This is a genomic window from Flavobacterium ardleyense, assembly GCF_042686085.1.
In the GTDB taxonomy this organism is placed as follows: domain Bacteria; phylum Bacteroidota; class Bacteroidia; order Flavobacteriales; family Flavobacteriaceae; genus Flavobacterium; species Flavobacterium ardleyense.
Genome location: NZ_JBHUOL010000018.1, coordinates 375,687 through 398,334, shown reverse-complemented (window position 1 = coordinate 398,334; position 22,648 = coordinate 375,687). Strand labels below are relative to the sequence as shown.

The 22,648-nt window shown below is 30.5% G+C and carries 26 protein-coding genes; 3 read left to right on the top strand and 23 right to left on the bottom strand.

Annotated features, from left to right (window positions below):
• Positions 1–185 precede the first annotated feature (185 nt).
• The 20 genes from ACFSX9_RS11820 to ACFSX9_RS11725 form a co-directional block, all read right to left on the bottom strand.
• A complete protein-coding gene (locus ACFSX9_RS11820) occupies positions 186–710 on the bottom strand; it encodes a DUF488 domain-containing protein (protein ID WP_379807911.1) in 525 nt (174 codons plus the stop codon).
• Positions 711–715: 5 nt separating this feature from the next.
• Positions 716–1,411 (bottom strand): SMUG2 DNA glycosylase family protein, encoded by a 696-nt coding sequence (locus ACFSX9_RS11815; protein ID WP_379807909.1) that lies wholly within the window; start codon positions 1,409–1,411, stop codon positions 716–718.
• A gap of 107 nt (positions 1,412–1,518) precedes the next feature.
• Positions 1,519–2,256 carry a hypothetical protein gene (locus ACFSX9_RS11810; RefSeq protein ID WP_379807907.1) on the bottom strand — a complete coding sequence of 246 codons (738 nt, stop codon included), beginning with the start codon at positions 2,254–2,256 and terminating at the stop codon, positions 1,519–1,521.
• 1 nt (position 2,257) lies between these two features.
• Positions 2,258–2,545, bottom strand: a complete 288-nt coding sequence (locus ACFSX9_RS11805; protein ID WP_379807905.1) for a hypothetical protein — start codon at positions 2,543–2,545, stop codon at positions 2,258–2,260.
• Between the two features lie 250 nt (positions 2,546–2,795).
• Complete coding sequence (locus tag ACFSX9_RS11800; protein WP_379807903.1) at positions 2,796–3,503, bottom strand: hypothetical protein; 708 nt, start codon at positions 3,501–3,503, stop codon at positions 2,796–2,798.
• 144 nt (positions 3,504–3,647) lie between these two features.
• A complete protein-coding gene (locus tag ACFSX9_RS11795) occupies positions 3,648–4,286 on the bottom strand; it encodes a hypothetical protein (protein ID WP_379807901.1) in 639 nt (212 codons plus the stop codon).
• Between the two features lie 122 nt (positions 4,287–4,408).
• Positions 4,409–6,181 carry a MutS-related protein gene (locus ACFSX9_RS11790; protein ID WP_452124586.1) on the bottom strand — a complete coding sequence of 591 codons (1,773 nt, stop codon included), beginning with the start codon at positions 6,179–6,181 and terminating at the stop codon, positions 4,409–4,411.
• A 103-nt stretch (positions 6,182–6,284) separates the two neighbouring features.
• Positions 6,285–6,818 (bottom strand): hypothetical protein, encoded by a 534-nt coding sequence (locus ACFSX9_RS11785; protein ID WP_379807897.1) that lies wholly within the window; start codon positions 6,816–6,818, stop codon positions 6,285–6,287.
• 79 nt (positions 6,819–6,897) lie between these two features.
• On the bottom strand, positions 6,898–7,362 hold the full coding sequence (locus tag ACFSX9_RS11780) for a hypothetical protein (RefSeq protein ID WP_379807895.1): 465 nt from the start codon (positions 7,360–7,362) through the stop codon (positions 6,898–6,900).
• Positions 7,363–7,784: 422 nt separating this feature from the next.
• Positions 7,785–8,456 carry a hypothetical protein gene (locus ACFSX9_RS11775; protein WP_379807893.1) on the bottom strand — a complete coding sequence of 224 codons (672 nt, stop codon included), beginning with the start codon at positions 8,454–8,456 and terminating at the stop codon, positions 7,785–7,787.
• A 309-nt stretch (positions 8,457–8,765) separates the two neighbouring features.
• Positions 8,766–9,869, bottom strand: a complete 1,104-nt coding sequence (locus tag ACFSX9_RS11770) for a DUF4932 domain-containing protein (protein ID WP_379807891.1) — start codon at positions 9,867–9,869, stop codon at positions 8,766–8,768.
• Between the two features lie 72 nt (positions 9,870–9,941).
• Positions 9,942–10,415 carry an SRPBCC family protein gene (locus tag ACFSX9_RS11765; RefSeq protein WP_379807889.1) on the bottom strand — a complete coding sequence of 158 codons (474 nt, stop codon included), beginning with the start codon at positions 10,413–10,415 and terminating at the stop codon, positions 9,942–9,944.
• Positions 10,416–10,643: 228 nt separating this feature from the next.
• Positions 10,644–12,071, bottom strand: coding sequence for a thioredoxin-like domain-containing protein (locus tag ACFSX9_RS11760; protein ID WP_379807887.1), 1,428 nt, complete (start codon positions 12,069–12,071; stop codon positions 10,644–10,646).
• A gap of 308 nt (positions 12,072–12,379) precedes the next feature.
• Positions 12,380–12,685, bottom strand: a complete 306-nt coding sequence (locus tag ACFSX9_RS11755) for a hypothetical protein (protein WP_379807885.1) — start codon at positions 12,683–12,685, stop codon at positions 12,380–12,382.
• Positions 12,686–13,366: 681 nt separating this feature from the next.
• A complete protein-coding gene (locus ACFSX9_RS11750) occupies positions 13,367–14,215 on the bottom strand; it encodes a carboxypeptidase-like regulatory domain-containing protein (RefSeq protein ID WP_379807883.1) in 849 nt (282 codons plus the stop codon).
• Between the two features lie 162 nt (positions 14,216–14,377).
• Positions 14,378–15,907: a SulP family inorganic anion transporter gene (locus ACFSX9_RS11745; RefSeq protein ID WP_379807881.1), complete on the bottom strand. Its 1,530-nt coding sequence runs from the start codon at positions 15,905–15,907 to the stop codon at positions 14,378–14,380.
• Between the two features lie 62 nt (positions 15,908–15,969).
• Positions 15,970–16,428 (bottom strand): pantetheine-phosphate adenylyltransferase, encoded by a 459-nt coding sequence (gene coaD / locus ACFSX9_RS11740; RefSeq protein ID WP_379807879.1) that lies wholly within the window; start codon positions 16,426–16,428, stop codon positions 15,970–15,972.
• A gap of 17 nt (positions 16,429–16,445) precedes the next feature.
• Positions 16,446–17,138 (bottom strand): DUF421 domain-containing protein, encoded by a 693-nt coding sequence (locus ACFSX9_RS11735; protein WP_379807877.1) that lies wholly within the window; start codon positions 17,136–17,138, stop codon positions 16,446–16,448.
• A 42-nt stretch (positions 17,139–17,180) separates the two neighbouring features.
• Positions 17,181–17,711 (bottom strand): hypothetical protein, encoded by a 531-nt coding sequence (locus ACFSX9_RS11730; RefSeq protein WP_379807875.1) that lies wholly within the window; start codon positions 17,709–17,711, stop codon positions 17,181–17,183.
• Between the two features lie 118 nt (positions 17,712–17,829).
• Positions 17,830–18,804, bottom strand: a complete 975-nt coding sequence (locus tag ACFSX9_RS11725) for a D-alanine--D-alanine ligase (RefSeq protein WP_379807873.1) — start codon at positions 18,802–18,804, stop codon at positions 17,830–17,832.
• 181 nt (positions 18,805–18,985) lie between these two features.
• Between ACFSX9_RS11725 and ACFSX9_RS11720 the strand changes: the two genes are divergently transcribed.
• Both ACFSX9_RS11720 and ACFSX9_RS11715 read left to right on the top strand, forming a co-directional pair.
• Complete coding sequence (locus tag ACFSX9_RS11720; RefSeq protein WP_379807871.1) at positions 18,986–19,618, top strand: PASTA domain-containing protein; 633 nt, start codon at positions 18,986–18,988, stop codon at positions 19,616–19,618.
• Positions 19,619–19,622: 4 nt separating this feature from the next.
• Positions 19,623–20,666: an RluA family pseudouridine synthase gene (locus tag ACFSX9_RS11715; protein ID WP_379807869.1), complete on the top strand. Its 1,044-nt coding sequence runs from the start codon at positions 19,623–19,625 to the stop codon at positions 20,664–20,666.
• Positions 20,667–20,788: 122 nt separating this feature from the next.
• Here the strand turns inward: ACFSX9_RS11715 and ACFSX9_RS11710 are convergent, their stop codons facing one another.
• Complete coding sequence (locus tag ACFSX9_RS11710; RefSeq protein ID WP_379807867.1) at positions 20,789–21,163, bottom strand: YchJ family protein; 375 nt, start codon at positions 21,161–21,163, stop codon at positions 20,789–20,791.
• A 3-nt stretch (positions 21,164–21,166) separates the two neighbouring features.
• Positions 21,167–21,307 (bottom strand): hypothetical protein, encoded by a 141-nt coding sequence (locus ACFSX9_RS11705; protein WP_379807865.1) that lies wholly within the window; start codon positions 21,305–21,307, stop codon positions 21,167–21,169.
• 152 nt (positions 21,308–21,459) lie between these two features.
• Between ACFSX9_RS11705 and ACFSX9_RS11700 the strand changes: the two genes are divergently transcribed.
• Positions 21,460–21,975, top strand: coding sequence for a hypothetical protein (locus ACFSX9_RS11700; protein ID WP_379807863.1), 516 nt, complete (start codon positions 21,460–21,462; stop codon positions 21,973–21,975).
• 32 nt (positions 21,976–22,007) lie between these two features.
• Here ACFSX9_RS11700 and ACFSX9_RS11695 read toward each other — a convergent pair whose 3' ends face one another.
• Positions 22,008–22,574, bottom strand: a complete 567-nt coding sequence (locus tag ACFSX9_RS11695; RefSeq protein ID WP_379807861.1) for a DUF1543 domain-containing protein — start codon at positions 22,572–22,574, stop codon at positions 22,008–22,010.
• Between the last annotated feature and the right edge of the window lie 74 nt (positions 22,575–22,648).

The following is a 22,648-nucleotide window of genomic DNA, read 5'->3' as shown; positions in this document are numbered from 1 at the left end:
TCTGTGGATTTACTATTGAAATATGAGTTATATACTATCAAATTATGATTTCAAAAATAGCGATTTATTTCAAATAATTGGATAGATTTTATCGGGTATTATGCATTAGGTAAGACTTTAAACTTTGGGGCAACCCTAAAGTTTTGATTCGCTTTACATGAAACTTTAAAAAATCATCCAAAAAATTACTCCTCCGTGTATACAACCTTGTCGTCAACGATTCGTGCAGGCGCGGTATAGCGATGTTCTTGAATTTTTCCCAATCCCATAATGTGTAATACATTCCAGCCTTTCGCTTTCAGAAAATCAGATACCATAGAGCGATGACAACGCCACCAAACCGCTTCTGAACACATATAAGCTAGCGTTTGTTGTTCGGCAATTTGTTCCATGTTTTTAACTGCATTTTCAAATTCTTCCGTTTCCATATAATCCGCATATCCTCTAAATGAAACATTATTCCAGCTGGTATTTTTTGAATCTTTTTTAGCTTTTCTTCTGCCACCTAAATTAGTTAAATGTAAGTATTGAATCCCCACTTCTTCCAAAGATATTTTTAAGCAGTCTTGATTAAATTGTGGAAATTTATTGGAACCTGGCAAACTTCGGATATCAGCAAGAATTCTAATGTCGAACTCCTTTAGCATCGCGATAAATTCTTCGATACCATGGGTGGAATGGCCGATGGTATAAATTGTATGCTTGCTCATTTCATTCATCTTAAGTTATTTAAGGTTAGAATATACTTGTCAATATAAAGCTGTTTTTCTTTTGATTTATATTGTTGAATGTATCGTGGATGTTCTAAAACCTTCAAATTCCCAAATAAATTCGATTCCTTGTTCAACTTTTGGATAAAAGTTGCATTTTTCTTCCCTAAAACATAAACTTCGGAAGTATCTAATCCCAAGCTAATGTGTTGTTTTAAAGAGGCAATCATATAATCTTTTACGATTTCAAAAAGTGTCTTATCGTCATAATAATTGGCATTCAACCAATTACCTTCTTTAGATTTTCGGACAATAGCCAGTGGAAAAGGGGAGTTGATGTAAAATTGTTTGTAGAATTCAGAAGCACCACCAAATTCCGAAATCATATCGTATAAAAACACCGATGAGATCTCATGAGTGTGCGCAGAATTCATTTTGATACCACAAATACTTTCCAAACGCTTGGTGTCTGTAAAAGGAACGCCAGTTACACCAGCTCCATGCCGACTTGGGTTAATCCCAACGATAAATTTTCTTGAATTATCATCGTTGTAAAACTTGTGATAAAACTGTTGCATCACGTCTAACGTTTCGGGATTATCCAGATACGGATTTATGACCCTGAAATTTTCTGGCAGTTCGTCTGAATATTGTAAATGACGGTTGAAATCGATTACTTTCTCTCCAAATGTTTGTGACATGAAAATTTCGTTTTAAGGTTTTAATTTTGATGTGTTTTCAACTCTTAATTTTATTGTAGCTGAATCAGCGCTATAAATAAAGCATCAAGCACCTTGCCAAAAGCACCTTAAAGATAAGATTTTTTTATTTCTTCAAGTGTTCTGTCGTAGCGATCAAACACAATTTCTTCGGGTTCACTTTGAAGTGGTTTCCACTTTTCTACTCTTGTAGTTTTGTTTTTATTTTGATACGTTTGACTTGAAACTAATGCTCTTTTTGGTTGTTCCATAATGGCAATACAAACTTTTGTTTTTAAATATTCTTCAACCATAGCTGGAATTTTCTTAAACTGTTTTGTATCGTCTTTTATGTCAACTATTCTTTTATCACTATTTTTTGGGAACAATCGATTTAGCCACCATTGTTTTTCATATTTGGTGTAAACGGGTAGCGTATTGAGGTAGAATTTATAGCCAACATAATATTCTGTGAAATCGCTACCCATATGGAAATCGTAGTATATTATGGCGTCTATTGTGTCCCAATTCATGAAGCAGTTTTTATCAAACAGAGGCATTTCAACAGTAATTCCTTTCTCATCAAAAGTTAAAGAAGATCTTCTGTCATCAATTTTTTTCTGTTGCTTTTCTGATATTGAGATGCCAAAAACTGTGATGTACATAATTAGCAAAGGTAAAATAGCAAATACCAGAATAGTGATCCAACCATAAATAGGAACATTAGTTGGAAATTTTATAGCAAAATAAAGTAAAACCCACCCCATTAAAGAAAAAACGGAAAGCGGAAGAATGAAAAATATAAAATGAAAGTGCTTGTCTAGAAGTGTTTTTATGAATTTTTTCATGTTATGCTAGTAAATCAAACCAATAGATTAAGAAAAGAACTGTTAAAACACCTAATAGGTAGCATTCTATTTTATTAACTTTTTTAGCTCCAAATTTCGAAACAAAAAGTCGGTCAATAACTAAAAATAAAATAATAACAGGAAGCCAAAGAAGATTTATCATTCCTTGTATTCTTTGATTCATTCCATTGCTATTAATATAAACTATCGCCGATGTTAAGATTCCTAGAAAAGTAATTAAGCAACCTATAAAAACGATTGTAATTTTATTTAAATACGATGATGCCATACTTTATCATTAATTTTTTAAAACGTGAAGTTAATCTGTTTTTTTAATTATTACAGATTTCTCTGCAGCTATTACTAAGAATGCATCGGAATTTCTCTATAAAAATGAATTTGAGCTTATTAATATAAATAGGATTATTAATGTTTTTCTCTGAGACTTTTTTTTATAAAACTTTAGATATCTTCATATAGAATTATATTTAGTCATATTATTTATCTTCTATTTAATGAAAAAGACTGAATATTAGCTTTTAGTTTAAAATAGGAGTAGTCTTCTCTAAATTTATTTTTAGTTCTTTCGATGCATTATAAAGTCTGCTATTATTCTTGTTTTGTGGATCTTGGGCACAAAGTCTCTTCTGCTGTTCATGGAACTCGTTGATCACTATCAAACCTCTGGGATCATTACAGAGTCTATAGATTACGGCTTTTTTCATTGGTGCAAACGGGCCTAAAATAACATGTAAATCTTCAGCGCTTTTGTTTTGAATAAAATTATACAATGATGCGATAGTATTCCAATTTTCGAAAGAAGGCAAGGCGTCTTCGTTTATGAACTTATGCAGTAAATCATTAAGTTGTTCTAGATGAATTTGAGATGCTATTCTAAAACCCGACTTCGGTAGAGTATTTTTAAAATGTTCCTGATGATCAAATGAAGTGCATGGAATGTCATTATTATAGTCTGAAGCCACTAGGTTATTTTGGACTAAAATTGGATTAAGGATTTCTTCGAAGCGTGGATAATAGGTAGTTGCAGAAAAACCAAAAGCGGCCGAACATTCCTCTAAATCCTCTTCAAGCAAGATTTCAATGCAATTCCAAACATGTCGTTCTTTTTTATAAAATATTAAGGAATGCGTATTCCAGTCATTTGATTCCTCTAAGCTCCAACAGTGCTCCTGTAGTATAGTTTCAGTTTTTTCCGATATGAATTGGGCAACTTCTCTGTTTTTCATTTCTATTTATATAAAAAAGATTCAAATTCATTTTAGTAGTTTGTTAGGGTACTTTGAAAATTGTAAATGATATATTTCCATACTAAATTCCGTCAAAAATGCAAAATAGTTTAATTATTTGGGTTGCTTATAAATTTCATATTGTTACTTCTTACTTTTGACATATTCTACAAAACCATTGTAATATTCGTCGATTGTTTTCTTTTTTATTGCAGCCCACTTATCTTCTGGTTGACTTAGTGCTTTCGTCTCAGTATCTTCACTCATACCAGCTATAACAGCACCCATTCCGTGCAGGTTGATCCATCTGTGGTCATAGTTTTCTGCATTCGCTTTCACGAAGTCTACCACCTTTGTAATCGTTTTTTCTAATTGGTCAATATTTTTAAAAGCATACACATTAATATCAGATCCATATTCATTATTTAAGACAGAAACAGCTTGCTTTGCAGAATTATCAGTACACAAATTGGCATCGTAACGTGCTCTTAGTTGCGCAACATAAAACCAATAACTAGCTTCGTCCTTTTTGTCTTGCTCAAAAAGTTCATGAGAAAGTGCATAAAGAACAGGAGGATTATAGAAATTTGGATTTTTTAAAATTCCAGCAACAGTCTGCTGTTTGAGTTTTTTATTTTCGCCGTTTAATATGGCAATCGCATCATTGTGACGAGTAACATCAATTTCTTTATAGATTCCTTTAAGTTTAATCTCTTTTGTTTGTGCATTACTTAATGTTGAAAGCCCAAAAGTAATTGTCAGTAAAAAAATAATTTTTTTCATAGTTTCGCTATTGTCGGTTTTGAACTTGTCCTTTACATTTTGAGAACCAATTAGGTATTAATATTTGTATTTAAAGTAATGCAAGCAATAACAAATATAGATAAATTTTAAGTTGATTTTCATCAAATTATCTCCATTTTTTTCATTAAAAAAGTAGCGCTTTTATTTTTACAAACACCGTCCCGTAGTTTGTAATCAAATGCTAAATCGTTAGCTATGATTTCAACCTCAAAGCATTTATTAATAAGCTTTGTGGGATAGTCATTAGTTGTATCACAAACTTTTAAATCGTGAGTGGCAATTGCGCCAATTGCATTTTTAGAAATAAGCTTTTTTATGACTTCAATGGTACCGGTTTGTTTATCATCAGAATTTGTTCCTTTTAATATTTCATCTAGCAATACAAAGCATTTTTCAGATTTTAATTTATCAATGATTTGTTTTAAACGTTTTATTTCTGCAAAAAAGTAGCTCTCACTATCTGTAAGCGAATCCGTTTGCCTCATGAAAACTATTACGTTTAAAGGGTGAATATTTGCTTCACTTGCACATATGGGAGCGCCAATACCTGCGAGAACCATGTTTATGCCCAATGTTCTTAAAAACGTGCTTTTGCCAGACATATTAGAACCGGTAAGTATTATAAAATTATTTTCTTTAAAAATTACGTCGTTGCATATTCTCTTTTCTTCCGTTATTAATGGATGACCTAAATCTTTGAGTGCTATTTCATAAGTGCTATTCAAGCTTGGGAAAACAAAACTTGGATTATTGCAGTAAAAATTCGCCAAACTATTAAGAGCTTCAAAATCTCCAATAATTTCTAACCAATCTACTAACTCTTTTGAATACTCTTTTTTCCATTTAATTAAAGTATTCAACGTGTGGATATGATATAAAAATGCGCCATTAAATAAAATGGCCGCGACACCATTCTGAATCGTATCAATATTTGAAAATAATGAGGATAAACTTTTTATTTCCTTGCTTGCCGTATAGGATTTGTTTAAGAGTTTTTCCTTAAGTAGGTTTAATTTCGCACTATCAAATTTTTCATTTTCTATTTGTTCAATAATTAAACCATACTGTTTAATTATTGAAGCAATTTTATCAGCATCGATGACTTCCTTTTTTATCTTTTTTAGTTGAGTTACGAGCAAGAACAAGTTTACTAAGAAAAAAGCAACCGCGATATACAGCCACAACGGCACGTTTGTGAAAATATAAGTTACAGCTGCAGCTATAAACAGAATTGGAGTAGTATAAAAAACTAGGTTTAATGATTTAGATATTTTTTGTGGTTGTAGTTCTGTCCACTCAATTAATTTTTCAAAATTTTCTTTATTGTCTTTTGTTATCAGGGCTAATGCCAATAAGTTTTGTCTCCATTCGATTTTTTTAGAAAGTTCGCTTATTGCATTTTGATTCGATTGTATTTCGTTATTATTCAATAATTTAAGAAGTAGTTCTGCAAGTTTTTTACTCCCAATATAAGTTGCTGTTCTGTTTAAATTCTGAAAGAGCGAATTAGCACCAAAAAAATCTAGATCAAAAGAATAAAAATGTTTTAAATCCATGTAAGAACTGCCATCTTCAAAAGGTATTGCTTCTCTTTTTAAATAGCTTATTTCATCAGTATTAATTGCGATTAATTGCTTCTTTATTTTTCTATTCCATGATATTTTTTCGTGGATTTTCATTAGTATAAGAAAAGCTACAAACATCAAAATACTTAAGAGAATATAGATGGTTTGGTTTGTTGTGAAAGACTGATATATTAAAAAGAGTAACGCAATTACTATAAAAAGTCTTAGGCTTCCAATTAGGTTATAATGTTTGCTTAATCGATCATATTCTTCTGAATATTTAATTTTAAACTTTTCGTATTTCTTCATTTAGTTATTTATAAGTAAAATATGGTTTCTTCGATAAAGAGGTGTTTATTCTCGAATTTTAAATTTTTATATAGATTGATGAAATTAATTATAATTAATTAATTCACCAAAATTTCCACCAATGCTTTTCAGCTTTCTCGAAAGATTTTGAAGGATAAATAGATATTATGTGATTGTAATTTGATAAAGTTGCATTGTTAATTTCAAATTTTTCTTCATTAGCTGTTAGCTTCGTGATCCGACCTCCAAAATCATATAAGTAGTTCTCGTTTGTAGCAGTAATGATATTTACGTTGTCATATTCTTCCATATTTTTAGGTACGTAAACTATAACCCATAATTGATTTGAAAACTCGATGAGTTCTTTAATGTCTTTCGTCTGGTAGAAGCCACGAATAAATGCTTTAACTTTAAACTTAGATCCAGGATAATGTAAATAATTTACAAAATAAGTGAAACGATCTAAATCTGGTGAATTGGTAAAGCATATTAAAAATGAACTTGTTTCGTTTTGTTTTCTGTACAATTGGATACCATCTGTATAACCAGTGTGATTATACAAATTGGCAAGTTCCATCAAAATTTCTTCGATTTGATGCTCTAAAATGTTTTCAATTATGATATAGTTTTGTTCCATTTTATTTTTTTCGAAGCCGCTAACTTCAATTTTATCTAAAAATTGTTTCTCTTAATTTCTTATTACGACAACAATGTATTTAATTTTTAATCTTTGTTCTATCTTTTTTCTTCGATGTTCTGTATTCGACGATTGTCATGAAAATTAAAATGGGTGTGCCAATAAGAATAAAATAATACCAAAATTTATCATTTCTGGTGTCGTAAATCATTTCATTTTCTAGATCAACTCTACTCGGATATCTATTGGCTTTATTTCTTGTGTAAAAAGTTATTTTTTTACCACTATTCAATTTTGAATTTAATGTAGCAAATTGCTTTGAATGTGTTTTTCCAACTTGCCATTCATTTCCTTCTCTAGTTTTTATAAGTAAATAACTTTTAGAACCTCTGCGCAGTCTTTTCCATTTGATAATTTTAGAACTTTCAAAAGTTTCTTCGGTTTTATGAAAATCTTCAGGCGATTTACTTAAATGAGGAATAATTTTAAAGACTAAAAGTAGTAAGCAGAGTAATGAAAGAGCAATTAATTTTAGTAGCCTCATTTATATTTTTTGTCGAATTTATGTTTTATTACGATATTGACTGTCAAGCGTGAGTCAGCTTATTTGCTTCCATTTCTGAGAATATACTTAATTTCAGCATTGCTTAAGTTATTATTTCGCGCGTTTGATACTATTTTGCAAACAATTTGTTTCTAATATTTTGTGGTCTAAAACGTAACTTCCTTAATTGATAAAGAAAACAGTGGTTTTACTTAGAAAATAATTCAAACCTGCACTTACAATAAACTTTGTGTGGAATTTCGTTTGTTTGAGCATTAAATATGTTTGAAAATAAACCTATTACTGCTATAATTAATATTTTAAGTTCTAAGTATCAAAAGACCATTTATTATATATATTCGATTTTTTACTTTTTTTTAATATAACATACCGTTTTAATAAGCTCTCAAAATCTTTAAAAGTTACTTGCTACTACTTGAAGCACTATTTTGCTTTCTTATCAATTTAACAGCGAAAAATATTAAAAAGACACTACTTATTAACTTCAATAGTGCACCCCAGTAATTGAAAGGTTCTGCAATCTGTTTTATAGCTTTAGAATTAGTAAACGCAATGGATTTGAAGAATTTTTCCTTATTTCCTTTACTGTATGAATCCACTTTTGAGTATATAAAGACGTAGCTAATACCATTTGCAAATAATAGTAAACTTTCTCCATTTTCTTCTTCGGAATCACTGGCCTTGAAAGTAATTTTATAAGCTATCAGATCATTAAGCATTATTTGTGTTGAGTCTTTAAAAAGTAGATTTTTTTGAGCCATATCAGTGATATGTTGCGTTACAAAGTTCTTATAATTTTTTAATAACTCTTTTTTACTTGCTGGTAGATCTGGTTCTAAATCATCGTTTACTACAACACTTACTCGCAGTACGACATAAGATTCTTGATCTGAATTTAGATAATATGCATTAAGTACAGATTGATAGTTTTGATTCAGCGTATCGCTTTTTGTAACATCTTCAAATGTTTGTGGCTCGCCGGGAAATTTTACAGTGATATGTTCGTCAATCTTTGTCTGAGCAAAAGTAATTACTGAAAATAATAAAGTTAGAAGCGTTACTGCTTTATTCATAAGTTGTAGTTTTCTTGTAAAAAAGTTTGATTTTACGGACAGTAAAAGTACTAGATTCTATTGATTAAGCAAATAAGAAACTTGTTATCAAATACAATTATTTACAGCTTTACTTTGAGTACTTCTTAGCGTATCAATTCTTCTCTTATTTTTCGTCTTTAAAATTGTGATTGTGTTTTTTTCTATTCAATTTCTAAACGTTATGATGAATTTGTATTCACATATCTTAACTATCTCTTTGCAAATAGCGTATTATAAACTTTAGTAGTAATTGAAATTTATAAATATTAGAAAATAATTGTAAAAGATTTACTTCTTCAAAAGGCTTTGTTTTTTTAATGCTGCTTTTTTGATTAGTTCAATACATTGGGCATAAGTCTGTTCAAAAGGAGTTTTGTTTTCAGGTTGATATTCGCTTAATTTCAGATAAATATCTCTTCGAACATCTTTACATTCATTTAAATAGAAATTATGTCCATCATCTTTTCCATATTTTCTATAAGACAGTAACGTTTGTAAAGGAAAAACGATAAGATGGTCCACTTTATCTTTTATCTGAATTTCGCTACAATCTTCGCAAAGGGATTCATACTGACTAAATGCGCCGATATATTTATTCAATAGTTTATCAGTGAATAAATGTGAAGTTTCGTGATATAAAATGCTACGTTTAGTATTGTCTAATTCTAATATTTCATTATCGGAAGTTGGTTCTTCAGGAATATCGCACATATTTCCAAGTATCGTTGCTCTTTTCTTCGTATTGTAATTATCGAAGAAGGAAATGGCTTTGTTGTTTGCATTATTCGTTAGTTCTACGAAAACAATCATTTGTAAATCCTTTTCATTTGAATGATAAAAATCTGTTATGTAATCAAATAGTTTTTCTTCATTTACTTGCTTCTCTATTTTTTCTAATGCTTTTTTATAATAGATATCGTTAGTTGCAAAGAAATTTTCGAAGTCTGATGTCTTATAAAAATCAAGAAGAAGTGGTTGTAAGGAATCTAATTCATTTTTCGAAATTCCGAAATTAGAAAGTTCATTAGTGTATGTTTTTTCGAATTGAAAACTTTTACAATCTGTAAACATTAAACCTATTGTAGGAAAGTCAATCGCAATATTCGGTAATTCGTTAACATATTTTATTAGTGTATGATTTTTAAAGGGATCAAAATGTTGACTTACTCTTTTCGAATATTCTGTAGCGCAAGGAAGCATGTCATGGTCAATAAAATCTTCTACAGCTATATTGAATACTATTCTTAAGAACTCGATTCGTTCGTCAACCTGAAACACGACCTTTTTTGTTTCCGGTGTTTTTATGATTGGATTTTCTGATTCATTTTGATCTTTACAAGAAGAAAGAAGTAACACATAAAATAAGCTAAGTAATAGGATTTCTTTTTTCATTGTTTTATAATGCTTAATTCTCAAAATGAATATTGTTTTTTATAAAATTTCGATTCGGAAATAAATACTTTTTTAAAGCAATATTTCTTTCCATCTTTCAGATTCAGCAAAATCTTTCACAATTCTGTTTCGCTCAATTAACAAATCTGTCATGTACTTTTTTAAGAATAATTCGTCGGCTAACTTGCCTAAAATTCCTAGTGGCGATTTATAATCGAAAATATCTATCATTGTTGTTGTCCCATTTATTTCTGAAAAGTGATGCTCGTGCTTAAAAGCTTTAAAAATGCCTTGTTGCATTTCGTCCGCAAAGTACTTAGGGCTTTCAAATGCTGTGATTTTCGAGGTCAAATTTTGATAAATTCCAAAATGTTTTGCGCGCCAAGTCACACTTTCGTGCATTTCAATTAGTCCACTAGTTTTTCCAGCGATTGCTTTTTCATTCGTATGCTCGGTCGAAATCTTATGTAAATCAATACTTCTCGAAAGGTCAAAAACAATTTCTTTTTTAGCTTTTATGTTCGTCTGAAGTTCTATTCTTGGCATTTTGATTATTTGGCATTATAACGTTTAGTGACTTGTTGATCTTTTTTCTCTTGAAAAATATTTTTAATCCCCTAAGATTTCAATTTCCAATTCTTTATCGGAATATATTTTCATGAAGGTTATAAATAGGTTTAAAAAATTTGATATTAATTTCTACTAAACGAAATTACGATTAAAACAGTAATTATACTCAACCTTTAAAATTTAATACGATTTTAAAAACCGAATTTATATTGCTTTTCTTATCATTTTTTCAAGATTACTATCAAGTGGATTAGGTGCATCATCATTTAAAATTTTACCTTCCTTATCAAAAAGTAAATATCTTGGAATTGTGTTGATATTGAAATTTTTATAAATTGTAGAATTCTTCCAATCTGAAATTATAAAACTATTTTCATCTTTTGAAAGGTTTTCAACTTTAGAAGCTCTTACCCAAGCATCATAATCCTTATCAATTGAAATTTTAACAACTTGAAATTCGTTTTTATTAAATTTTAATTTTAAATCTTTTATTGAAGACATTTGTTCACGACAAGGGGAGCACCAACTTGCCCAAAAATCTACTAAAATGATTTTCCCTTTATGTTTAGCTAATACTTCTTCAAAGTTTGATTTGTTATTGTCAACCAGCGTTGTTAAAATGCCAATAGTTCTATTTTTCTTGTTTAATTCATCATTCTTTATTTTGATTTCAGAATTAATTTCCTTCCATTTATTCTTTAGATTTTGATCTGTATTTATTTCATCAAATTTCTTAAAGTATTGCTCAAAATTGCCTTTATCATCAGTTAGAATATTATTCAGATAAGAACTTAAAACAGCCATTTTGGTATTTTCATTTAAAAACGTTTGATTGTCTTTGATAAAATCAAATTTTGTAGAGAAATCAATATTATTTTTGCCTTTAAAATATTTTGAAGTAATAACAGTTTTTAAATAGTCTGTATAATCTTCATTTTTTAGCTGATTTTCATCGTTTAAAGGAATACCAAATTTTTCAAAATCAATAGTATTTTCTTTTGATTGTAAAATTGTAATTGTAGCGAATAATAGTTTTTGATATAACCTTCTGGAAGTATAAAATTCTGTTGATATACTTTTACTTTGTTTTAAATTATTGAGCACGTTAATGGAATTATCAAATATATTTTTTGCATCCCATTTTGTATTTATGAAATTTTCGGTATCAATTTCTATTGCTTTAGTCTTAATGTTTTCCTTAAGTAAAATACTTTCAAAATTGATTTCACTAAATTTACCTTTATTGTTAATGATATCGAAAACAGGTATCTCAACAGTCTTGTTTTTAGTTATTTTAATTTTTTCAAAATTAATAAAGACACTATCGCCTTTTTCAAAATCTATTTTATAACTATAAGATATAGTCGGATCTCCACCTAGTAATTTAATTGTCTGCTCCGTCGGAATAACAACGGATGTTTTATTGTGGTTTTCCCCAAGAAATAGTAGATCAGGTTTTTCTTGTAAATCGTTTACATAAATATTAGTGAAAAAAGATTTTATCGTGTCACTTATTATAAATACGACTTCATTTTTTTTATTAAGCACTTCGTTCTTAGAGGCTGTTTTTGTAATTTTATCATCTTTACAACTATAAAGTAAAATAAATAGTATTATTATTGCTTTTCTCATTGCCATTTTTTTTATTAAAAGGGTTTTTAGTTTTCAATGTTTTTCAGTAAGGATATTAAAGAATCAATGATGAAATTCATTTGTATTTACGCAATTCTAATAGAAATTCACTCATTTTAAAGAGACTTTCTACACTAGACGTAATGTCTCCATACTTTCAAATATAAATAAAATATACCAACGCTCACTAAAATTGTAAAATAATCATGCTTGTAAGGCACTAATCTAAATTTCTATTCTTGGCATTTTGATTATTTGGTGTAATAACGTTCAGTGACTTGTTGATCTATTTTCTCTTGAAAATATTCTTAATCTCCTAAGATTTTAATATTCAATTCGTTATCGGAATATATTTTCATGAAGGTTCTAAATTCTACTATGTCAATAGTTTTAGTTTTTTCTAAATTTAAATTCGTTCTTTCAATGTAATTATCAATAATCTTAATTAATGCTTTTTGATTTGCAATAGTTAGTTGAGAATTAGCATATTGATCAATAAAAATACCTGTGCAATGTTTGAATTCGGTAAATATTTCATCGAGATTCTGGTATTTTTGGTCGTCAAGTGCAAATAAATGATCATGATTATCAATTCGGTGAAAGTCTAATGCCATATTTTTTTATAATTTCCAATAATTTTTCACGTAGGTTCCAAAATTTTGATATTAATTTCTACTAAACGAAATTACAATTAAAAACTTATTAAATAAACGTTCTGTTTTATCAATTGAAAAAAAAACATTTGATTATAATGAAATGAGAGTTAGTTCAATTACTTCTTAAAACATAAAAAAGGAGCAACTGCTCCTTTTTTGTTTCTTAGTCAAACTGACTATTTTATGCTCAAATGAAGTAGTTTTTCTGACGTTACATTTGAAATAAAGTATGTTTATTTTTTTATTGCAGTAAAGTTTTTGAGAGCATTATTTCCAAAAGTAAACGTGTCACTCATTGTATTGTTTAATAAAGTACCTGAGTAATTATAATGATTTGTACTAATAGATGAATCCTGAATATAGGTTACAGAATTTCCAATTACAGACCAAGTTCCATTTTCCGGCAGCAAATCACTGTAGAGGGCTAATGGAATTTCTATAAACAGATTTGTATCGAAATGCTTGAATATTCAACATTACTTATTTTAACATCATAATAATTTAGTGTAACCTGTGTAGGAAACAGATCCAGATGTTTTTTAATTATTTAGCTTAATAATTGATAAAATTTTTGTTTGTCAAAAAAAATCTAAAATTGTACTCTTTGTAAAGCTGTAAAACACTTAATTTTGATGCCTTTTATTTAGAATATTCATTGACTTCTAAAAACAGTCCTATTCCAATATTCATTACTAGTTTTCTATTTCCCCATGTTTCATTTACATTTGATCTTGAGATATAAGGACCGCTGAAGACGGTTGAAGAAAATTTAATGTTGTTTAGTTCATTCTCATCAGTGCTGTTATTTTCAAAGCCAATCCATTCCACCGCGACAAGAAAATCATTTTCAAATGATAAATATTGGTCGGATATATCAACCTTGACCATACCGCTTTTGGTGATTTTTACGATATTGTCGGTTTCATTAATTTTTATCAAACTAATGGTTTCATCTGTTATATTATAAAAATTGATTCTAAAAGTCGCCGATTTATGCTCAAACGAAGGAATGTTAAATTGGACATTTTTTAAGGTATAAGTTTTATTCTTTCTGACCTTAATTATTTTACCAATTTCAGTTCCTAAGTTGTTTGAATTAAAGTAATTAACGATGTTCTCAGTGTCTGTTTTTGTTCCTACAGTTTTTTCTTTAAATTTTCTTTTTATAGAGGAAACAACTACTTCTTCTAACCGTTGCACTTTAGCAAGAAGCACAATTTGAGTGTCTTTTAAAGGAAGTGGAATTGTCTTTTGTTCAAAACTCAGATGCGAAATTATTATAATGTCTTTTTCTGTTATAAAGTCTTTCTCAAAATAAAATTTTCCATCTGCGTTAGTCACTGTACCAAATGCTTTGCCTTTCAGCGATATATTAACGTACGGAATTGCTTGGCCAAATTCATCAACACATTTGCCTTCGAGTTGGGAATAAGAACAATAAGTTATAAGTATGGAAGATAAAAGAAGTAATTTACGGTATAATATCATTTTATGTCGCGTTTATAAGAAGACGAATAAACACAAACTTTGTTACACTTTATAAATTGCTCTTAGCATAATTCAAAGAATAGGGCAAGTGAGATTATCCATGTAGCATATTTAAATATTTTTAATGCTCTAAGAGCTATGCTTATCTAATGTAAATTATTCCTATGGAACTACCTTATAATTTGGATCTTCCATGATATTCACGTCAATTATGGCCTCAGCGTTTTGTAATAAAGTAATGCAATCTGGACTCAGATGTTTTAAATGTACTTTTTTACCAAAAGAAGCATAACGTTCTGTGATTTTATTAACGGCATCAATGGCGCTCATATCGGTAATTCTGCTTTCGGCAAAATCGATTATAATTTCATTCGGATCGTTTTGTGGGTCGAATTTTTCTGTAAAAGCTGTTGTTGAACCAAAGAAAAGTGGTCCGAATAATTCGTAATGTTTTACGCCATTTGCATCAATATATTTTCGAGCTCTGATGCGTTTGGCACTTTCCCAAGCAAATACTAAGGCTGAAATAATTACACCAATTAATACGGCTAAGGCCAAATTATGTAAGAAAATTGTAATCAATGTTACGACAAGCATCACGAATATATCAGATTTGGGCATTTTTGTAAACGCTTTAAAACTTGCCCATTCAAATGTGCCAATTGCCACCATAATCATTACACCAGTCAAAGCAGCCATTGGAACCAATTCAATCACTGGAGCACCAACTAAAATAATAACCAAAATGGTCAAAGCAGCCACAATTCCCGAAAGTCGAGCTCGGGAACCCGCTGATAAATTCACTAAAGTTTGAGCAATCATGGGACATCCGCCCATTCCGTAAAAGAACCCATTTGCGATGTTTGCTGTTCCTTGTGCTAAACATTCTCGATTGCTATTCCCTTTTGTTGCTGTGATTTCATCAACTAAGTTCAATGTTAGTAAACCTTCGGTCAAACCGACAGCGGCCATAATTAAGCCGTAAGGCAATATAATTTGTAAGGTTTCTAAAGTAAATGGGATTTCAGGAATATGGAAAGGAGGAAGGCTTCCGCTAATTGAAGCGATATCCATTACTTGTCTGGTGTCAATATTAAATATAAGTACAACTGCAAAAACAACAATAATCGCGACTAATGAAGCCGGAATTGCTTTTGTGATTTTAGGAAATAATACGATGATTGAAATGGTCAGCGCTACTAAACCCGCCATGATTAAAAACGGTGAACCCGACAACCATTCGGCTTGACCGTTAATTTTAGTTTTAAATTGCTCAAATTGAGAAAGAAAGATGATAACTGCTAATCCATTCACAAAGCCATACATTACTGGTTGAGGCACTAATCGGATGAATTTACCTAACTTGAGTAAACCCACAATAATTTGAATCACTCCAGCAATTGCTACCGCACCAAAAACATATTCTAAACCATGCGAATTCATCAAGGCAATCAACACAATAACTGTTGCGCCAGCTCCACCCGAAATTAAACCTGGGCGACCACCAAAAATGGCAGTGATGATTCCCATTATAAAAGCCCCGTACAAACCTACTAATGGTGGAAAACCTGCTAAAATAGCAAACGATAATGATTCAGGAATCATTGTCATTGCTACGGTTAGTCCGGCTAAAATTTCGGTTTTGTAATTTACTTTTTGCTTAAAATCGAACAGATTGAGTACTTTTTGCATTGCTGTTTTGGCTTTTATATGAAGCTCCAAAAGTAGTTTTTTTCTAGTAAAGAGTTGGACTGTTATTTCTTTTTAGCAACAACTTTTGGAACCAAATTGGTAATATCGCCACCATTTCGCAAAACATCTCTAACAATACTAGATGAAATATAGGAAGTACTTGCGGCAGTTAGTAAGAAAACTGTTTCTATTTTAGACAACATTCTATTAGTATGCGCAATTGCTTTTTCAAACTCAAAATCTGCAGGATTACGAAGACCACGAAGTATGAATTGTGCATTTTCTTTAGCACACAAGTCAATAGTTAAACCTGTATAAGTGATTACTCTCACTTTTGGTTCGTCTTTGAATGTTTCTTCGATAAATCGTTTGCGCTCTTCTAAAGAAAACATATATTTCTTTTCAGCATTAATACCAATAGCCACAATAACTTCATCAAATAATGAAATACCTCGTTTAATAATATCGTAATGGCCGTTTGTAATAGGGTCAAATGAACCTGGAAATATTGCTTTTTTCATCGCTTTTAATTTTGAAATTATTTTATTCTGGTGGTATTGATTGATTTTACCCATTCGTCTTTCTTGCAAACGGTACAAATGTCTTTTTCGGTATTTTTTTCTTCTGTAAAACCACAATTGGTACACGAATAAATTCCTGCAGTCGGAATTATTTTAGATTTATTTACAAAGAGATTCGGAACAATTGGTAGTCCATATTGCACTTCTTCATCGGGATAATAATAAACGCTGATTTCTCCAGTGGTTTCAATATAGGCTGATTTAACTTGCCCCAGATGCGCGATCGATTTTATTCTTAGTTCTGTAAAAAATTCGTCTTGCGCTAGACTTTCTTTTTTGAAATTTTCAATTGAGAATTCCCCATCTTCAATAAAAGAAATTGTTTTTCCTTCTAGAAACTCTTCTATTTTTTTATTCTTTGCGGTTAACCAAGTTATTAAACGGTACAATAGCAGAATGCACATGAAGACCACTAATGCTGGAATTATTCCTACATCTTCATAAAACATAGGATCTCCGGCTGCAGAACCTAGTGCAATTATTATTACTGTTTCAAAAACAGACAATTGTTTAACACCTCTTTTACCCGTAAATTTTAAGGTAATTAATAAAGCTATAAACATTACGGTAGAACGAAATAAAACCTCTAAAAAAAAATTATGCGGTAAATTGTCAAATAACAATCTTTCCCATTCAAAAATTTCTTTCATTGCTTAAATTTTTTTCAAATTAATTCGTTTTGGTAAAACTGTTTATTCTCGGGTTATTTTAAAGAAAACTTCTAAATCTTTAGTAATATCTTTCATTTCAGCTTTTGAATAAGCAAAGGGATAGGTGTAATTTTTGGCATCTAAAATTTTATCCATTTGATCTTTAGAGTCAATTCCCATATTGTTTTCGAAACCAAAAATACTATCCTTAGTTATTTCAGTAATTTTTAATGTAGAATAATGACCGGCTTTTTCGGGCGTTTCATAATAATAGACGTCACCAACTTTAGGATTCTTAGCATAGTTAAGCATTTCATTATCGTTAAAGCTGCTGTACAGAAAAGAGCCTGCAATTATCAAAACAATTAAGATAGGAGCACTAAAGTGTTTAACAGGGGTTTTCGCTGGATTTCTGTCCATTTCCTGCTTGAATTTATCTTTTGTTCTTTGCTCAAGCTCTTTTACATCATAAGTAGCTTTGCAATTGTTGCACTCTACAATGTTAACTTTTCCTATTGGAATAAAAGGAATCCAATACAAATGTGCGTATTTCCCGAAAACACTATAATTCATTGTTACTTCGTTTTCGCACTGTGGACATTTAATGTTTCTTATTTGTCCCGTTTTAATTGTTGAAGAATTGGTTCCGTAAAAGATCATAAAATTATATATTAGTTATTTTTAAATAAAATTAGTTTTGTAGCGCCAATTCAATAGCATTTTCAAACAATTCCGGTAATGATATTCCAGCCTCTTGAGCTTGTTGAGGTAAAATACTTCCATCGGTTAAACCTGGAACGGTATTCATCTCTAACATAAAAGGTTCGTTATCTACAATAATGAATTCACTTCGAGAAAAACCTTTCATTTTCAATATTTCGTAAGCTCTTTTAGCAACAATTTCAATTTTTTCTTTCATTTCTTCCGAAATTCGAGCAGGTGTAATTTCTTGTGATTTCCCTAAATATTTCGCTTCGTAATCGAAAAAATCATTTTCAGATACAATTTCAGTGATAGGTAAAACTGTAACTTTTCCTTTATAATTAATTACACCAACAGATACTTCTATTCCGTCTAAAAAGCTTTCAATGATAATTTCATCATCTTCTTTGTAAGCACTTTCAATAGCTGGAAGAAATTCTTCCGTAGTTTTTACTTTCGAAATTCCAAAACTAGAACCAGATTTGTTCGGTTTCACAAAGCAAGGTAATCCTACTTTTTCTAAAATAGCTTCCACATTAATTTTATCACCTAAATTCAGATAAAAAGAAGTTGCTGTTTTGATACCATAAGGTTTTAACACCGACAACATGTCACGTTTGTTAAATGTCAAAGCTGACTGATAATAATCACAAGAAGTTTGTGGAATATTTAGTAATTCTAAATAGGCCTGCATTAAACCATCTTCACCTGGAGTTCCATGAATAGCGTTAAAAACCACATCGAAGTTGATTTTTGTTCCATCAACAGTCACCGAAAAGTCATTTTTATCAATCGGAAATTCAGCATCATTTTGATCTACATACACCCATTTTTCTTTAAAAATATGAATGCGGTAAGCCGTGAATTTTGAGCTGTCGATGTTGTTAAAAACTACATTACCGCTGGTTAATGATATTTTGTATTCGCTGGAATAACCTCCCATTATGATGGCTACTTTTTTCATCTAGTATGTCTTGTATTAGGATAACAAAATTACATTTTTTATTGAGATTCCGATAAAATTATAATAAAACAGCAGGGAAATATTTTCAAAGAAGTAGCGTTTTAACTTAAATCGAAAACAAAGCGTTTAGAATCCCGAAATGTTTTCTATTTTTATATCTTTGCTGAAATATCCTAGTAGTATGAGTTTATTTAAATTTTTGACAAGTAGAACCTTTTTTATCCAATTAGCATTAGCGGGAACGATCGTAGTCGTTTTTGTTTTTTTGTTATTACAATTTCTTAATTTCAGAACCAACCATGGCGAAGAAATCAAAGTGCCAGATTTATCTAAGATGAAATTAGAAATCGCAGAAGAGAAATTAAAAGAAATAAATTTAGAAGTGTTCTTGCTAGATACAGTTGACTACAGACCTAATTTCCCGCCATTTTCAATCATTGAACAAGATCCTAAAGCAGGAAGCGTTGTAAAGGATGGAAGAAAAGTATATGTAAAATTAAATTCAGGCGAATTTACAAGTATTGAAATTCCTCAGTTTAAGGATAAAACCTACCGCCAGATTTTAGCTACAATCACGGCTTTGAGTTTGAAAGAAGGTAAAATTACTTATAAACCACATTTAGCGAAAGATGTTGTACTTCAAATTTATCAAAATGGAAAACGTTTGCGTGTTGGAGATATTGTTAAGAAAAACTCTACATTAGATTTTGTACTTGGTGATGGAAAAGAAGTTTTTGATGAAGATACTTTTAATTCAGAAGAGCCAATGATCAATGAAGCACCAGAAGAAGTAATACCAGAAGAATTTAATTAAGATAATGGCAGAATATACAAGTGTTGAGAACGAACTAGGAGATGAATTATATGAGCATTATCGTTTTGAAGCAGGTAAAGGCCAATCGTCTTTGCGTGTGGATAAATTTTTGATGAACTTAATCGAAAATACAACTCGTAGCAAAATACAGAATGCAGTAGAATCAGGCGCAGTTTTAGTGAATGACGCTTCGGTAAAATCAAATTATAAAGTAAAAGCTGGTGACGTTGTTCGTGTGGTGTTAGCGCATCCCACATATGAGCAATTGCTAAAGCCAGAAGATATAGCGCTGGATATCGTATATGAAGACGATCAGTTATTGGTAGTAAACAAACCAGCAGGAATGGTGGTTCATCCAGGTCACGGAAACTATTCGGGAACTTTAGTAAACGCATTGGCTTTTCATTTTGAGAATTTACCAATGAACAGTTCAGAACGACCAGGATTAGTACATCGTATTGATAAAGATACAACGGGCTTATTAGTTGTGGCGAAAACTGAACACGCAATGGCTTATTTGAGTAAGCAATTTGCCGAAAAAACTTCGGAAAGAGAATACGTTGCTTTGGTTTGGGGAAATATAGAAGAAGACGAAGGAACAATCGAGGGCAATATCGACAGACATTTAGTGAACCGCATGCAAATGGCAGTTTTCTTAGATGAAGAGAAAGGGAAACCAGCTGTTACACATTACAAGGTTTTAGAGCGATTTGGTTACGTAACTTTGGTTTCTTGCAAATTAGAAACAGGAAGAACGCACCAAATTCGTGTGCACATGAAACATATTGGTCACACTTTATTTAATGATGAGCGTTATGGCGGTAATCTGATTTTAAAAGGTACCACATTTACAAAATACAAACAATTTGTAGATAATTGTTTTAAAACGTTGCCAAGGCAAGCGCTTCACGCAAAAACATTAGGATTTGAACATCCTGTAACCAAAGAGTTTATGCGATTTGATACCGAAATCCCACAGGATTTATTGGATTTAATTCAAAAGTGGCGTGTGTATTCAAAAGCGCAAACTTTTTCGGAAGACGAATAGAGAAAAAATATATTGATTAGAAAGCTGAACTCGTTTCAGCTTTTTTTGTTTTATTACCTTAACTAAATTATGCTATTTTGAGTTGTCAACCTACGCGGGAACTTCGTAATAATTACAATTACTCAACTAAATTCTCCATCAACATAAAACCAATTTCCGTTTTCTAATTTAAAATAGGAATGTTCTTTATGAATTTGTGCGTTTACTTTTTCATCCAAAAAATACGCCTCAAAAGTAACTGTATTTTCTGTTGCGCTCAGCACGATTAACTTTAGCCATTGATTCGCTTTACTCCAAGCTAAGATGTCTTCTTTTTTATGATATTTTCGTGTCGAAATATGAGTAGTTTCAACTAAATAATTAGCGTTTCCTGTTGCATAAGCACTATATCGCGAACGCATTAAAGCTTCAGCCGTTTTCGGTTTCTTGCTTCCTTCTATATAAGGTGCACAACATTCTTCAAACGAAATTGAATTTCCACAATAGCAATTCGACATAAGTTACGCTTTAGATTCGTTGAATTTCTTGGTAATTTCTTTTAGTTTTTCTGCACGAGCATTTTTTTTAGCCTTTTCTTTTGATTGCTCTTTGTGCAATTTATCGTTGTGCGTCTTAATGTTTTTTGCATTGTTTCTTCCCATTTTACGTGCTTCTTTAGGTTGCAAAGGTACAAAAAAAGTATAAAATAGATTTTTGGCACAAGAATTGGATAGTATTAAATAACTTTATTCTTTTAGATTAAAGGATAAGGAAATAAAAGAGATACTAATACAAACATTTAAATTATAAGACCATGAGTAAAAGAATTACCTTAATGTTAGTTTTTATCGGGATGATAACACTACAAAGTTGTACAGTGAACGAAGTAAAAGAAGGTCCTGATAAAGACACTATTAGTGAGGTTTTTGAATATTCTAATGTAAACCTTACGAATTCTAACGACTACAGTCGCATTTTAAACTTTCCATTTGCGATTTATCCTTCGGATATGGTTTTGGTTTATCGTTTGACAGGGTTAGATTCAAATAGAGATGTTTGGAAATTATTACCTGAAACCTATTATTATGACGACGGAACTTTAAACTTTGGTTATAAAAATGATTTTACAAGAGTAAATGCTGTGGTTGAATTATTTGGGTATGATTTACCAGGATTAAATCCTGATTTTAGGTTGAACCAAGTTTTTAGAGTCGTTGTTATTCCTGGAAGTTTTGCAAGTAGAACAGCAGCATTCAATTTTGAAGATTACGAAGCGGTTGTAGAAAGATATCAATTAGATGAAGCAAACGTTATTAAGATACAAGAATAACTACAAGAGCTATCCCAACAGATAGCTCTTTTTTATTTTGTCAATTTCGAAATTGATAAATAACCAATATGTTTTTCATCTGTTGAAATCGTATTGGTTTTTGTTATTTTAAGTCTGTAGTTAGCTTTGTATTGAATAGCTAAAATATCGTCTATTTTATGAATGTCATCTACATCAATGCCATATTTATCATCAATATGCGTTTCGCCTCCTCCTTTAAAACCACAATGTTTGAAGAAAGTAGTTTTCTTTGCTTTCTTTATGGCTTCGGCTTTAGTTTTTGCAACTACTAACACTTTATAATGATACTCTTCAAAATCACCTTCTTTATAACCGCCTAAGTTTAAAAAGAATAACTTTTCAGTTCCTTCAATTTCTGTTTCTGTGGAGACAACTTCAATAGTATAATCTTCAACTTGCGTAATTTTTTGCCAAGCATCAATATGAATTTTTCCTTTTGCTTCGGGCCAGAAAGCTTTCATTTCAGGAGCTAATTCTTTCAAATTATTTCCAATTCCGAAAAATATATCGTGTTGCTCCGTAAAACGTCCTTTTGGAGTACATCCTAACATTATCATATATAAATTTTTGTCGCTCATAATACAAAAGTAATAAATTTTCAAATCAACCCTAAAAAAAATAGGGTATGAAGTGAATTTTGTCGAAAAAATAA

Coding starts and splice junctions, on each gene's coding strand:
- ACFSX9_RS11820 (WP_379807911.1), bottom strand. CDS start 710: ATGAGCAAGCATACAATTTATACCATCGGCCATTCCACCCATGGTATC.
- ACFSX9_RS11815 (WP_379807909.1), bottom strand. CDS start 1,411: ATGTCACAAACATTTGGAGAGAAAGTAATCGATTTCAACCGTCATTTA.
- ACFSX9_RS11810 (WP_379807907.1), bottom strand. CDS start 2,256: ATGAAAAAATTCATAAAAACACTTCTAGACAAGCACTTTCATTTTATA.
- ACFSX9_RS11805 (WP_379807905.1), bottom strand. CDS start 2,545: ATGGCATCATCGTATTTAAATAAAATTACAATCGTTTTTATAGGTTGC.
- ACFSX9_RS11800 (WP_379807903.1), bottom strand. CDS start 3,503: ATGAAAAACAGAGAAGTTGCCCAATTCATATCGGAAAAAACTGAAACT.
- ACFSX9_RS11795 (WP_379807901.1), bottom strand. CDS start 4,286: ATGAAAAAAATTATTTTTTTACTGACAATTACTTTTGGGCTTTCAACA.
- ACFSX9_RS11790 (WP_452124586.1), bottom strand. CDS start 6,181: ATGAAGAAATACGAAAAGTTTAAAATTAAATATTCAGAAGAATATGAT.
- ACFSX9_RS11785 (WP_379807897.1), bottom strand. CDS start 6,818: ATGGAACAAAACTATATCATAATTGAAAACATTTTAGAGCATCAAATC.
- ACFSX9_RS11780 (WP_379807895.1), bottom strand. CDS start 7,362: ATGAGGCTACTAAAATTAATTGCTCTTTCATTACTCTGCTTACTACTT.
- ACFSX9_RS11775 (WP_379807893.1), bottom strand. CDS start 8,456: ATGAATAAAGCAGTAACGCTTCTAACTTTATTATTTTCAGTAATTACT.
- ACFSX9_RS11770 (WP_379807891.1), bottom strand. CDS start 9,869: ATGAAAAAAGAAATCCTATTACTTAGCTTATTTTATGTGTTACTTCTT.
- ACFSX9_RS11765 (WP_379807889.1), bottom strand. CDS start 10,415: ATGCCAAGAATAGAACTTCAGACGAACATAAAAGCTAAAAAAGAAATT.
- ACFSX9_RS11760 (WP_379807887.1), bottom strand. CDS start 12,071: ATGAGAAAAGCAATAATAATACTATTTATTTTACTTTATAGTTGTAAA.
- ACFSX9_RS11755 (WP_379807885.1), bottom strand. CDS start 12,685: ATGGCATTAGACTTTCACCGAATTGATAATCATGATCATTTATTTGCA.
- ACFSX9_RS11750 (WP_379807883.1), bottom strand. CDS start 14,215: ATGATATTATACCGTAAATTACTTCTTTTATCTTCCATACTTATAACT.
- ACFSX9_RS11745 (WP_379807881.1), bottom strand. CDS start 15,907: ATGCAAAAAGTACTCAATCTGTTCGATTTTAAGCAAAAAGTAAATTAC.
- coaD (WP_379807879.1), bottom strand. CDS start 16,428: ATGAAAAAAGCAATATTTCCAGGTTCATTTGACCCTATTACAAACGGC.
- ACFSX9_RS11735 (WP_379807877.1), bottom strand. CDS start 17,138: ATGAAAGAAATTTTTGAATGGGAAAGATTGTTATTTGACAATTTACCG.
- ACFSX9_RS11730 (WP_379807875.1), bottom strand. CDS start 17,711: ATGAATTATAGTGTTTTCGGGAAATACGCACATTTGTATTGGATTCCT.
- ACFSX9_RS11725 (WP_379807873.1), bottom strand. CDS start 18,804: ATGAAAAAAGTAGCCATCATAATGGGAGGTTATTCCAGCGAATACAAA.
- ACFSX9_RS11720 (WP_379807871.1), top strand. CDS start 18,986: ATGAGTTTATTTAAATTTTTGACAAGTAGAACCTTTTTTATCCAATTA.
- ACFSX9_RS11715 (WP_379807869.1), top strand. CDS start 19,623: ATGGCAGAATATACAAGTGTTGAGAACGAACTAGGAGATGAATTATAT.
- ACFSX9_RS11710 (WP_379807867.1), bottom strand. CDS start 21,163: ATGTCGAATTGCTATTGTGGAAATTCAATTTCGTTTGAAGAATGTTGT.
- ACFSX9_RS11705 (WP_379807865.1), bottom strand. CDS start 21,307: ATGGGAAGAAACAATGCAAAAAACATTAAGACGCACAACGATAAATTG.
- ACFSX9_RS11700 (WP_379807863.1), top strand. CDS start 21,460: ATGAGTAAAAGAATTACCTTAATGTTAGTTTTTATCGGGATGATAACA.
- ACFSX9_RS11695 (WP_379807861.1), bottom strand. CDS start 22,574: ATGAGCGACAAAAATTTATATATGATAATGTTAGGATGTACTCCAAAA.